7 protein-coding genes, 1 tRNA gene and 1 pseudogene are annotated in these 13000 nt (G+C 46.4%); 2 read left to right on the top strand and 7 right to left on the bottom strand.

Annotated elements, in window-relative coordinates:
• Nucleotides 1–604 precede the first annotated feature (604 nt).
• A tRNA-Ser gene (locus tag NW211_RS05605) sits at nt 605–689 on the top strand.
• A gap of 106 nt (nt 690–795) precedes the next feature.
• Here NW211_RS05605 and NW211_RS05600 read toward each other — a convergent pair.
• The 6 genes and pseudogenes from NW211_RS05600 to NW211_RS05575 all read right to left on the bottom strand — a co-directional run bounded on the left by NW211_RS05600 (nt 796) and on the right by NW211_RS05575 (nt 11519).
• On the bottom strand, nt 796–3228 hold the full coding sequence (locus tag NW211_RS05600; protein WP_258327215.1) for a leucine-rich repeat protein: 2433 nt from the start codon (nt 3226–3228) through the stop codon (nt 796–798).
• 234 nt (nt 3229–3462) lie between these two features.
• Nucleotides 3463–3918 (bottom strand): annotated as a pseudogene (locus NW211_RS05595) (mobilization protein); the annotation flags it as partial.
• Nucleotides 3919–4011: 93 nt separating this feature from the next.
• Nucleotides 4012–6312 (bottom strand): fimbrillin family protein, encoded by a 2301-nt coding sequence (locus NW211_RS05590; RefSeq protein ID WP_258327214.1) that lies wholly within the window; start codon nt 6310–6312, stop codon nt 4012–4014.
• 70 nt (nt 6313–6382) lie between these two features.
• Nucleotides 6383–7285, bottom strand: a complete 903-nt coding sequence (locus NW211_RS05585; protein WP_258327213.1) for a fimbrillin family protein — start codon at nt 7283–7285, stop codon at nt 6383–6385.
• A 51-nt stretch (nt 7286–7336) separates the two neighbouring features.
• A complete protein-coding gene (locus NW211_RS05580; protein WP_258327212.1) occupies nt 7337–9595 on the bottom strand; it encodes a FimB/Mfa2 family fimbrial subunit in 2259 nt (752 codons plus the stop codon).
• 19 nt (nt 9596–9614) lie between these two features.
• The gene (locus NW211_RS05575; RefSeq protein ID WP_258327211.1) at nt 9615–11519 is read right to left on the bottom strand and encodes a hypothetical protein; all 1905 of its coding nucleotides are present in this window, start codon (nt 11517–11519) and stop codon (nt 9615–9617) included.
• 296 nt (nt 11520–11815) lie between these two features.
• Between NW211_RS05575 and NW211_RS05570 the strand changes: the two genes are divergently transcribed.
• Nucleotides 11816–12361, top strand: coding sequence for a Crp/Fnr family transcriptional regulator (locus tag NW211_RS05570; protein WP_258327210.1), 546 nt, complete (start codon nt 11816–11818; stop codon nt 12359–12361).
• 141 nt (nt 12362–12502) lie between these two features.
• Here the strand turns inward: NW211_RS05570 and NW211_RS05565 are convergent, their stop codons facing one another.
• On the bottom strand, nt 12503–12943 hold the full coding sequence (locus tag NW211_RS05565; protein WP_258327209.1) for a hypothetical protein: 441 nt from the start codon (nt 12941–12943) through the stop codon (nt 12503–12505).
• Nucleotides 12944–13000 lie beyond the last annotated feature (57 nt).

The raw sequence follows: 13000 nt of genomic DNA, 5'->3' as shown, positions 1-13000 counted from the left end.
TCCCGGCTGATGTCCGAAAGCTGAAAAATGGCTGCGAGGTTCGGGGAAAAAGAACTCGCCGAGCTCGCTTTGCAGCAGCCGTTCGGCTGGCTATACAGCTCCAGGTTCTCGACCGATACACTTCGGCTCAAACATCTTTTTCCCACGTTCGTCCCTCTCCGCCATTTTTCTTTCCGCTTTCTCCCATAGGCCGGAGGACTTCGCGCTTTAGTCATCGCCCCCGACACGGTCATCTGGTCATCCCGCATTTTGATGCGGAATCCAGGGAATACCGGCAAGTTTACTCGTAAGATTCTCTTTCCTGGACCCCGCATCGCTGTGCGGGGTGACACCCTTAGTCATACCGCGCTTTGACGCGGTATCCAGAAATATCTGGGGGAGAGAGTCCCCGTTGTTATTCCTTTTATGCCATGAACTGGACCCCGCATCACGTGCGGGGTGACGTGCCGGGGTATGCTGCTCCTCGACGTAGCATCCAGGAAATAGAGGCAAGGGAATATTCGTTATCCATGAGGTTGGAATATTCAACCTAAAAAGTATAAAATTGCTTTTATATCTCAAATATAAGTTGTATCTTTGCACCGCTCAACAAGGCATCGACTATGGAGAGATGGCAGAGTGGTCGATTGCGGCGGTCTTGAAAACCGTTGAACTGAGAGGTTCCGGGGGTTCGAATCCCTCTCTCTCCGCATAAGTCTTGAAAATCAAGGAATTGCAAAATAAACACCCAATTTTACACCCAAGAATGTAAAGTTGGGTGTTTTTCTTGAATAATGTGGCATAATTGACCTGCCTTTAAAAAGGCAGGTCATCGTCATCTGTGCTAGTTGGGGCTTCTGCTTTTGTTTGTGGAATTGTTATAATTCCTCGTTTTACCATTTCCCAGAAACATTTAACTGTAGCGGATATATCAGAAAATGCATCATGTGCATTTTCAAAGTCAGAATCAAACAGTTTATTATATAGTTCTTGTAATTTAGGATAGCGGTATCCGTAAAAATTCTTCAACTTACAAAAGTCTATAGAACTTTTCATAGTACACAAACTTATTGTTCCATCCCATGATAAAACTTTATTTTCACGATAAAATTCTGCTTCTATGATTTTTTTGTCAAAATCTATATTGTGTCCCACAATGTATTTTACTGTTTTTATATCTGATTCAAAAAAGCTCAAAACCTCATTCAAATTTTCTCCGCATTTATTGGCATATTCAGTAGATATACCATGTACAGAAACAGACTCATTGGGAATAATAAATCCATTAGGTTTTATTATATGATTATGCTTTACTAATATATTTTGGAATTGGTCTGTAATTATCCAACTCAATTGGATGATCCGAGGCCAATTATTTATATCGGAAGATGGGGCATTATAATTTTTAGGCAATCCTGTTGTTTCCGTATCAAAAAATAAATACCGGTCTATTTCTGGCAAATACTTATTAGCATTATTATGTAAAATATCTAAGTGCTTATCAAAAAGTTTTTCATCTAAATTTTTCTGTAAATTATTGTAAATTTCAGCATCATATTTAATAAATCCACATGCGTATAATTGTAATAAATTAAATTTTGCAGATTGAGAATCAGAGTCTTTCAAGTATTTTATCGCTAAATTAGAATTGCTAGAAGTGCCTTTGCCTAAAAGATAACACAACGCAAGGGAATTTTTGCTTTCATCAGATGAAGTTTCTATAAGCCATTCTATTGTATTTATTTGATGTTCGTGAGGAGAAAGATAACTATCATGGCGGCTTTTTATTTTATTGATCTCAGTCAATTCTATTTTGATATCTTTATAAGTAGCATAAAAAAATATTCTTTCACCACAGAATTTATTTATCACAGAATCAACCTCTGCTAAAGTAACATTTGAGGGAATAATCGTTGGTAAAATCCCGTTTCTAAAACGATATTGTAAACCGCTAGCATGTATTGAAGGTGGCAACACCAAATGATCACACCATCTCAGCTCCATTCTGTAAAAAAGCTTACAATCTGAATCGCAATATTTGTCTTTAGGTTCAAATGATAACGAATCTATATTTTGCGTAGCTGTATTATCTTCACTTTTAAAAATAATATGAAATCCACATCCATTGCCACTGCGCACTACCCATGGATAATCTATGGGTAAGTGTAACAGTCCCAGAATCTCATTAATGAAACCATTTAACCCTTCATCAGGATACATAATCTCACTTATCCAAATACTTGAAATATCTATATCTAATGCTCGATATTGATTATATCCAAGGACCAAACCTATTCCTGATGATTTCTCCCAATTAAAAGATAATAAGTAGTCTAATGGTTGTGATATGTTTTTATAGGACTCCCAGTCAGTATCTATTGGCTCCTTAAATGATTTCTTATTCCTCTTGGGGCATTCTGACCATTTCATCTGAGTTACATTCATACCAAACAGTCGATAATATAAACTCATGTATTTCAATTCATTCGATAATTGTTCTTGAATAGAGCTTAGGGATATAGTTTTTCTTGATAAACCTTTTGAATAATCTTCTAATGGAGCTATATATTTTATATTAGAACAATCAGGAAATGCAGAAAGGACTTTTATAGGAGTGAAGTCTCCAAGATAAATTCTTGTTAGATGCTCACAACCAATAAAAGCTGTTGGATCAATATCAATATCTTTAGACTCAATAATTACACATTTAAGTTCATTACAATTTTCAAATGCATTGGAGTATATTGATCTTATATTTTGTGGAATCTTTATTTCTGAGAGAGACTCGCAGCCTGAAAATGTTTCAGAATATATGTAAGTAATACCACTAGGTATTAGAATTTGACTAATATTATTACAATTAGCAAACGCTTTACCTCCCAAGTTTCTTATTGAATTTGGAAGATTTATAGTTGTTAATGAACGGCAATTATTAAATGCGCCAGAAGCAATTTCAAATATTTGTGACGGAAGAGAAATAGTATGAAGATTTATACAGCCACTAAAACATTCTGTGGGCACTTCTTTAACTTCTTTTGGAATATTTATCTCTTCAAGTGATATACAGTTTTGAAATGCTTGAGATTGTATTTTGGAAATAGTTTCAGGCAATACAATCTCTGTAATTTCACAACAATCCTTAAAAGCTTGGGATGCAATCGTTTTTACTCCGTTGGGAATAACAACTTTACCTATCATATCGGTAGTACAAGATATCAATTTTTCGTTATCATCAGAATATGCTATCATATATAAAGTCAATTTTTTAATTGACTCTAAAAGTATAAAAAGTATTTGATACTCTACGATTTAATATCAACTTTAACGCTGCGAGAATGCAACATATTATATTTGACTGACTATGTTGATTGTTTAACTTAACAAATTATTCAGCAGCTATTTCTTCAATTTGAACAATTAAAAAGAGAGTAACCAAAATGCTATTTGATTACTTCTTTCTTCTAAATTTGAGCGATTTAACAATTACAATTTGAATCCTCTGCTTTTTCTTGGCTCTTCTGTCGGTCTTCGTAAACTTTGCCGTAATTTATCAAACTGTTCTTTGAACCATTCTCCAATCGGTTGCCTGTTTATGGTCAATACGAGTTTACCGCTATCAGTCGGATGTTTCTCCACCCTGAAAATATCGTTCTTGATGTCAAACTTCCGTCTGTGTTCTTCGGAATAAATTTTGCCACTACATTGTATGGCTTCTTTCTTTGTCAAGAGGCTTTCTATCATGTCTTTGGTAAACCCGATAACAGCGCATAATTTTTCCATTCTCAACATCTCTTTGAACATCGGAAACCATCTGTGTGCCTTTTCAAGCAAGGTGTTCAGCCGGGAAATTTCCCTGTCTTTGGCTTCAAGCTCTTGATTGTGTATTCCTTGAAGATTGCGTATCTGCTTGCCGTGCTGTTCTTGCATGTGTCGCATTTCCGGATCATTCTCTACCGTATGATAACAGAGAAGGGATAAACGAGCTTGAGTATCTCGTTTATCCCTTCGGGTATATATGCTTATGGCATAATGTCAGTAGATATATTCGACGTCCGACTTCTTGAAGCGGAGGATGCGGGTGTCGTAGCTGCTGGCTCCGTTTTTGATCATGTAGAGGTTGCCCATGCCTCCGTTCATATACCATCCTTCGCCGGTGGGAGAGTAGACTCCGAAGAGTATATTGTTGTAGTGGCCGGAGTGCAGGATACCGGTGTCGTTCCATTGTGCCGCCGGTCCATACCAGACGAGCGGTTCATGCTCCAGGAAGTCGGGGCTCGACAGGGCAATGTAGATGAGATTCGAAATGGTCATGGAGCCTACCTGTATTCCGTTTTTACGCAGTTGTTGACGCTTTACTTTTGAATGTCCGTTCCACGGATTTCTGAGGGTGTGGGTCCCGTTGTACATCATCCAGACATAGTCGGTGGCATCGAACAACCGGTTGAACTCCTCCATGGAGGGGAGCTCGTATCCGTCGGGCGAGAGAGTCGTGGGCGGCAGTTTGTTGATGTGTACCTTTTCGTCTCTTGTGAATCTCTCGAGAACGATGACACTGTCTTTTTCGATTACCTGCATGCCTTGTCCGCTATTGCCCTGATAGGCCCACCCCCAAAGCTTGTAGTATTCGTCCGGCGTACAGTCGGTGAGATACTGGAAGAGGGTTTTGTTGGCTTGCACCGCCGGGTCGGCCGAGGAGAGTATCTGGTCGTCAAAGGCCTTTGAGTTTTTGATGGCGTTGTACTTGCACCACCATACGCCATGCAGAAAGGTGACGGGCAGGCCATAATTGCGTCGGATGACGGTATACTCCTCTCTGTCCGATTGGTCGGCTTTATTCCGTATGACGAGCGTGGCCGACTGTTGTCGCCCGTTGGCCGTGGGGTCGTTGGGGCGCCAGCCACCCAATACCCGCCAGGTGTTGCTGCCGCTCTCGCTGTCGATTCTTATCCAACGGTCTTCTCCATCGGCAAATTCTACGAGCATCTCTTTCTCGGCGGGGAGGGTAAAGATGGCGAATTCGTTATCGATATAGCGGTTGAAGTCGTGGGTATAGGTGTCTGTCCCGAACTCCAGTGCCCCTTGGCTGGTGGTAGGATTTCCCGTCATTCGTATGTGAATATTGTCCTCGGGATAGGAGTGGGTCAATCCTTTTCGGTGGAAATAGACTTGGGTATCGACGGTTTTCATGTTGGGGGAGTAGAGTTTCTTGCGGATTCTGAACAGGTTGATTCCGGCCAGAGAGCGGGTCGTCTTGTCCTTCAGTTCTCCGGGCGAGACCGGTTCCACGGTCAGCGAGGGGTCGGTTACGGGGAAGACTTCCAATTCGCTGTCGCTCTGGATGGCCACGATAAAATCGGTAGCCAGATGCGGCAAGATGAGCATGCTTCCCTCGTTGGCGACGGTTACATTCCCGGGCAATTCGGTCAGGGCCGAGTCTATGACCAGCCGGTCGTCTATGCCCGGTTTCAGAGTCGTGTCGCCGCCCTCTTTCCACTCCTCTACGGTTAGTTGCACCTCGGCATCGATTACATCTTTACGGAGGGTTATGGAGTAGACGGTATTGCGCGATATTTTCTCAGGCAAATTCGTCTCCAGCGAATACTCTTTACCATCTATCGAGGCATTCAACGCTACTTTCAAATCGGCATTGTCCTGCTCGTACAGGTAGAGGATTCCGTTTTTGCTGGCGGTGTAGGGCTCTTCCGGAACAAGCGGGATGTCGACCGCCGAGCTGCCCTCGGGAGTGGCAACCGTTGACTGTTGGAAGAGATAGGCCGCTTTCTGTACCCGCTTGAAGGTGATGCTCTTTACCTCGGCAGTCCCGGCCACGGCCATGCGTAAATCGAACCGGGCAGCTACCCGTTTCAGCGATACCGGGATTAGCCGGTCGGCAGCCGTGTAGTCGGCCAGAGAGACCACCCCGGTATAGACCATTTCGGCCTGGCCGTTGGTCGAGTGTATGACGGTCGCTTTCCACTCCTCTTCCGAGTAGCCCGGTTCGGGCGAACCGAAGTCGGGCAGACGGGAGTCATTCGCTACGATATAGAGGTTGCCCCTCAGGGCTTCGAGCGGGAATTCATACCTGTTTCCCGAGTGTTTGATGTCGGTATACTTCTTGACCAGTACTCCTTCGTCGAACAGGTATGCGCGGATGCTTTCTATCGTCTCTTCGCCATTGTCGTCGACGGAATTGTCGGAAGAAAGACGGGATACCTCTGCACAAACTATTCGGTCGGTACCATCGAAAAGGTTCTCTTTATCGAGCTGGTCGTTGCACGATAAACAGAAGAGAAGGGCTGGTATAAAAAACAAAACTGAATATATTCTTTTCATGACTTCTATTTCTTTTTCCATGTGTAATCCCGATAATTGTCAGATGTATCCCGTCGCTCATCTCCCTTTTTTATTGGACTGAGAGCCGAGCTTGGGGAACCAGCTCGGTATCTTCGCCCTCTTCCCATTCGTCGAAAGATACTTCGACCGTTACGTCGATTACATCCTTGCGTACGGTTATCGTATAAATCGTGTTGCGTTTGAGGTCGCAGCCGAGCGCCTTGGTCAGTGTCTGCGGCTTGCCGTCAATCGTTACATCTACACTGATTTCGAGACTTCCCTGAGGTTGCTCATAGGCATACAGTACGGCCGGTGTATCTGTCGTGAGCGGCGAGTCGAACGATACGGTCATATCCTTGATCTGCACCTCCTTCGAAGAGAGTTCGGGGGTAGCCGGGAAAAGAAAGCCCGATTGAGCCGCATTCTTCAGCGTAATGCTGTTTACCGAGGCCACACCTGCCGTTCTCAAGTTGAGGTCGAAACGGGCAAAACCTCTTTTCAGATTCACGGGGAGCACCGTTTGAGAGTTACTCATGTCGTTCAGACTGAGACTGCCCGAGTAGAACTGTACCGGTGCATTATCTTTCATCGTCATACACTTTTTCAACCACTCCTCTTCGGTGATGTTTTGGCTCTTCAACTCTTCCAGGTTGATTTGCTCCTGAGTATTGGCTAATACATATAACGTACCGGCATGTTTCTCGATGCGAATGTCGAAACTGCTTTTCGAGGGGGTGAGATCGGTATAGATCTGGGTCATCTTTCCGCCTTCGAATATACAAGCCTGCATGTCGGTGATGTTGATATCGTTTTCCAGAGCCTGTCCGAAGCCTTCGTAACGGGTGATAGAGGTTTTTACAGTTCTGGTCTCTTCTCCGCCGGGGCGAGAGGGGGTGGTTGCGTCGTCGTTGCTACACGATGCCAATACGCCCAAAGAGGCGAATGCTGCAAAAAAAAGATTTGTTTTATTCATTGTGTTTTGGTTAAAATTCAACATTTGTTTTTATTATGATTATTGTCATTATCAATCGTAGGTATACTCTACGGGAGTCTTGATACACCGTATCAGCCGTGTCTTGGTCGAATTGTTGGCGGTGTACTTGATCCAGTTCTCATTGGGCTTTACCTGGCTTTCATAGCCCTCCATGACCCAGGTCTGGCTGCTGTTGCCATAGGTGGCCAGGAGCAGGTTCATCCTGGCTATATTGCCATGAACCGTGTTCCATTGGTGGCCCAAGCCGTTGAGCACATAGTGGGCGCCGTCTATTTCAAAATCGTAGAACGATATGACGCCATAGTTATGGCCCAGAAAATTGACGTCTCGCTCTACAATCGTAATCTGTATGATCTGTCCCTTGCTGTTTTGGTAGCTTCTGGAACCTACGCCACCGAGGTTGAAATTCCCGTTTTTCGAAAAGGCGAGATAATCGTCGTAGCCGGGAATCTGGTACCCCGGTGGAGCCATTTCGGCAGGCGGTAGTGTCCCGAAGTTTTGAGCGCTTGCGGCAACCCCCTCGTGGTAGAATGCCGTTCCGTCGTGTCGCAGAGGCAGACCCTGTTTGTTGCCGCCCTGATACTGGTCGCCCAACAGGTTCAGGAGTTCGTCTTCCGATACGGTGGTCAGATACGAGAGCAGGTCGTAGTGCGGTGCCGGGTCGTTGGGGATGGTTATCTGGTCCTCAAACGATTTTACATTTCCCCGCAAATTGTATTTGCACCACCAGGTCTCGCCAATTTTCACCACCGGCAATCCCCAGTTTATGCGGCGGACGGTATAGGTCTCCTTGTGGGTCCCATCTTCGTTCGAGATGACAATCCGTCCCTCTTGAGGTCGTCCATCGGCTCGGGGGTCGTTGGGTTTCCAGCCACCGACAATCCGATAGCTCTTGCCCGACAGCCCCGTGCGGGTAATCGATTCCGTTTCCGTGGCTTGCATCCAGGCCGATTCGTCGGTATCAAACTCTACCCGGAGCACCTTATTGGCCGGCAGACGGATGATTCCCAATTCGCCTTCGACATACTCCTTGAAGTCGCAGGTGGCCTCTTTGTCGAAGTGGATAGCCCCCTCTATCTGTATAGGATTGGCTTCGATAACGAGAACCACGCGTCCTAAGTTGGTGGAGGAGGGGTCTTGAATATCCAAGTGAAACCTCTCGGTGTCTCTGCCGGGCATGCGCAGACTGCTGCGAACGGAGAGCTCGGCTATTTTTTGCAAGGTGGATCGCCCTTTACCGAGGTTCCGGTTTACTTCTACACCTTCTACCGAGCCGTCTACCGTTACCGTGGCGTTGGCTTCGGCCAGAAGTGCCAGCATAAAGTCGCTCCCGTGGTACGGTACAAAGACGGTATCTCTCGTTTCGTTTACCCGAACGCCGTCGGAGAAGAGAGAGTTTTCCACGTCGACCAATCCTTGAATCGAAGGGTTCGACTCGGTAGAGGCACCAGTCCCCCAGCCGTCTGCCTCGATAACCAGTTGCGCTTCGGCCCCCTTGCCCTGGATGGCGAGGGTGTATATCTCGTTCCTCCGGATAACCGAAGGCAAGTTGGCTTTCAGCAGATGTTGCCCTTCGCCGAATCGGATGGTGACCTCGACCCGGATAGCCGGGTTGGCCTGCTCGGGAATATAGAGCAGTGTTTCGCTCCCGTTTGCGAGCGGAGCGTCGGCATACTCTTTGGTAAAGTCGAAGGTGGAAGCCGATGCCGATGTCTCCACCGTTCCCCGAGGCATGGTATAGCCTTTGTCGGCCAGATTGTGAACGACCACTTTTTGCACCTCTACCCCTTTCTCGAACGATTCAATATCGACCCGGGCCACGCTGCGGGACATCGGTACTACTACGGAGGTGGCTGTACTCTGGAGGTCGCTCTTGCCGGTCATCAGCAATCCCTCGCCGGTCATCTCGCCGATGCTCCCTTCGATAGAGAGAAAATCGTCCAATGTCGAACTCTCGGGAGTAAGTGCATCGAGCCCCGTCAGTAACCGGGCATTGCCTACTATGTATAGAGTCCCCGAGAACGAAGCCGGGACGAACGTATACAGATTTTCCGCACTGGCTTGCGAGGGGGTGATTACCTCAGCGAGTGTGCCGTCGACAAACCGGTAGCCGGTTACTCGGTGGATGGCCGATTCGTCGCCGGTGCCTGTCGAGTTGTCGGCAGCCAACCGTACGGTTATTGCTTTCGAATTTCCCGATGCCACCAGGTTGTGGTCTTCATTGCATCCCGTTATTCCCCAAAGCAGGGCAATAGACAGGGAGACGTATTTAAATATTCTTGTATTCATTTCAAGTCAAAAACGGATACTAATACAGATTCGGATTTTTACTGCTGTTGAGGTAGCTGGACGAGTTTATGGGCATGTCGTCCAGATGGTTGACATAAAAGTGGTTCATCAGCTCCTGAGCCCAGGGACCATACGTGAAGGCGCTGCTGTGGTTGTATCCCATCACATGGCCCAGCTCGTGAAACATGATTTCGCAGGCATAGGTATTGGTGTAGTGGCTCAGCCAGCCCGTCTGCCATACGCCGTAGGAAGAACCTCCCCCTAGTCCGATAACACCGTTTCCCGGGTATACCAGACCTACGTTCAGGGTACGTTCCTGTCTCATCTGCCGCAATACGACATCGGGGCTCACCTTGTCGTTTACACCGCCGTTGCCATACAGCCGGTCTTCGTTGGCTCTCAGTATCTCTTCATGCTCGGGCATATCGATCATGTAGGTAAAGTTCAGGAAGAAGGCTACGGCTTCGCGACAATGCACGGGGCGGATACCCATCCAGTTTCCTACGGGGCCTCCGTCGGGTTTGGTAGGGTCGCCGTCGAACAGGTGGAACCGTATGTTCCAGCCGTGTATGATGCCTTTCAGTTTCTCCAGATAGGGGTCGTCGGACTCAATCTTGAATTCTATTCCGGCGAGTTCGTCGGCCTGCATCCGGGGTATCTTGACAATCTTCCCCGATTCGGCCCGGAAATAGAGCTCTTTCTGCAACAGCGGGATTGCTTCATAGAAATCGGCAAAAGGAGGGATGCTGTCGAAATAGGCAAAGTCTACATATTCGTTCCCTGCTGCCGGGATGCGTGCTTTTACCAGAACCTGACTTAGGCTCCGCGGCGAGTAAAAACGGGCATGGAGTTGCCCCTCGCTGGTGACCGATAGCTGCAAGGGCCTGGTCGTATTGAAGTTACGAAGCTCTTTGTCGGTGTATATGGTATGCGGTTCATCGTCTTGCAGAATGAGACCGTGTTGCCCCTGAGTGTATGCCCGATTGGTGATAAACATGGTCCCGATTTCATCGTCGGGGTGTACGACATTTATCTCAACCCGGCCGATGTGATTCTCTACGACCGAGTCTAAATCGAAGGTATAGTAGCGTTTGGTCATATTTCCCCGATAATCGCGTGTAAACAGGGTCACCTCTCCTTGAACCGAGCTTCCCTCAATCGTTGGCATGAACAGATATTCGGTGTATTCGGCCATATCCAAGACCTTCATTTCGCCGTTGCTCTCGCCCGAGAATGTTCCCTCGCCCGAGAGTCGGGTATAAAACCTGCTACTGGCATTAAAGGCAACCGTGTTCGAGGTGACTGCCGTTTCGACGTATGGATTGTTGTACGAGAAAATCAGATCCATCCGCCCCACAATTCTGCGCTGTACAATCTTTTCGGCAATCTCGGCTACAACCTCGTTCCCGAGAGCGGTGGAGACTTTCCGGACGGTAAAGGGAGTTATCGAATAGAAGTACTCGCAAGCCAAAGGCCGGGCCAGCTCTTCGGGAAATGAGAGCCACACTTCCGATATGTGATTGATCGGGTTTATTGTGGCGTTGTCGTCCGTCAGGTCGCCTCGTATGCCCAGGATAAGAATGCGGTAAGAGCCTTCGTGCAACCCTTCCAACTGCATGTCCGAGGTATTTTTGTCGTACAGGCCCTTGACACCGTTCACCTTATATCCGTCGTCATCGACTACCACAAACTCTACCCGATCGTAGTTCGACAGGGTTTGTCGCTCGGTGGTGGCAAATGCCTGTTGAGGACGATGGCCTTTTTGCAAACTTTCGGCGGGGAGCCCCTCGTACTCTTCGGGTACCAGTCGGAACGAAAAATCGCCGAACCCGTTCCCGGAAGAGACGGAATCCAGATGATCTTCTTCGACACAGGCCGGAAGCAGAATGATGCCGATTAAAAGAGTATAAATTATATTTCTCATTTTATGAACACTTCTTTGTTTCGGGTTCGTTTAGTTGTATTTTGTTGGGAAAAAAGAGATTAAACAGAACAAAATGGGTAATTTTGATCGTTGATAAGTGTGTATGATGTTACCTATTGTTACAAATTGTCTAAATCTTTTTGACCGGTGCAAAAGTACCAGATTGTATGGTCATAATCGGTAACAATTGTTACGCAAGGAAAAATCGGTAAGATATGGATTGGGCTACAATGAATAATGATATTTATGAAATGCCTTTATTCAAAGGCGGAAATAAAGAAATTATCGAAAAAATCATGCACGATTACCCCAGCCGCTATGTGCATTACAAAAAGGGAGAAACCATAGCCATGCAAGGGAATGTGTGCCGTTCGCTGTATATTCTGTGCGAAGGCAGTGTTTATGCCAAAATGATTAGCGAGGAGGGTAAGGAGCTGACATTGGATACCCTCTCGGCTCCCGATGTGTTGGCCTCTTCCTTTCTATTCAGTACCGAGGGGATATTCCCCGTTACCATATTGGCCAATAGTGACTGTAGCCTTTGGATTGTCAACAAGGAGAGCCTGTTGAAAATTATCGAAGAAGACTCTTTGGTCTTGCGAAATTATCTGACGGTCATATCGGACCACAGCGTGTTCTTGAGTAAACGTCTGAACGAGTTTGCCTTGCAGACGCTTTCGTCGAGGATTATAAGCTACATCGAAAAAAACGGAACCATACAGAACCTGCAGGAGGTTGCTTTCATTCTCGGGGTGGCCCGTCCCTCTCTTTCAAGAGCTATCCTGCAACTGGTCAATCAGGGCGTACTCAAAAAGGAGAACAAGGGGTATATGCTCTCCTGATATATAGTTTCTGAAATCAACTAACGTTAATCCCCGGTTTTGCAGTGCCGCAAAACCGGGGACGCGTGTATCGGGGTGGGGCTATAAAAACAGATAGAGATGAGACTGCCGGGTTGTACTGGAGGTTTTCGTATAAGTTGATTATATCTTCAATTCGTCGGTCTCTATTCGCATTTTACAAGTGGAAGCCCCTTGCAGAATCGAATGGCAGAGCGTTACCTGGAAGCGCTTTTCTTTCCACAGCTCCGACAAAACATAGAGAATGCTCTGTCGGGAGCATTCGCAAAGCAGAGGGGTAGACACATAGCCTTTTGTGCACAGTTCGCAGGTGCAACTCTCGAAATATAGATGGTACACCGATTCGCTTTCTACGATTTCGCAACGTACTCCTGGCAGTTCGTTGGCTTGTGCAAAGAATTGATCCAAGTTGCCATGAGCCTGGTTGTAGAGCTCTTGGTAAATCGAGAATGTGCCTTGCCTCACGCAACTTTTGCTACACTCGGCCAATAGTTCACTCCGCTGCTTGTCCGACAGGCGGGCAAGTCCTTTTTCAAATCCTTTGAACCAATAAGATAATTCCATACAATTCTTATTTGTTGTTTTTTAAGTGCTTTATTCTTTTCCGACTTTAGTCAGATT

The organism is Barnesiella sp. ET7 (assembly GCF_024733785.1).
In the GTDB taxonomy this organism is placed as follows: domain Bacteria; phylum Bacteroidota; class Bacteroidia; order Bacteroidales; family Barnesiellaceae; genus Barnesiella; species Barnesiella merdigallinarum.
This window is presented reverse-complemented; position numbering and strand designations above follow the sequence as displayed.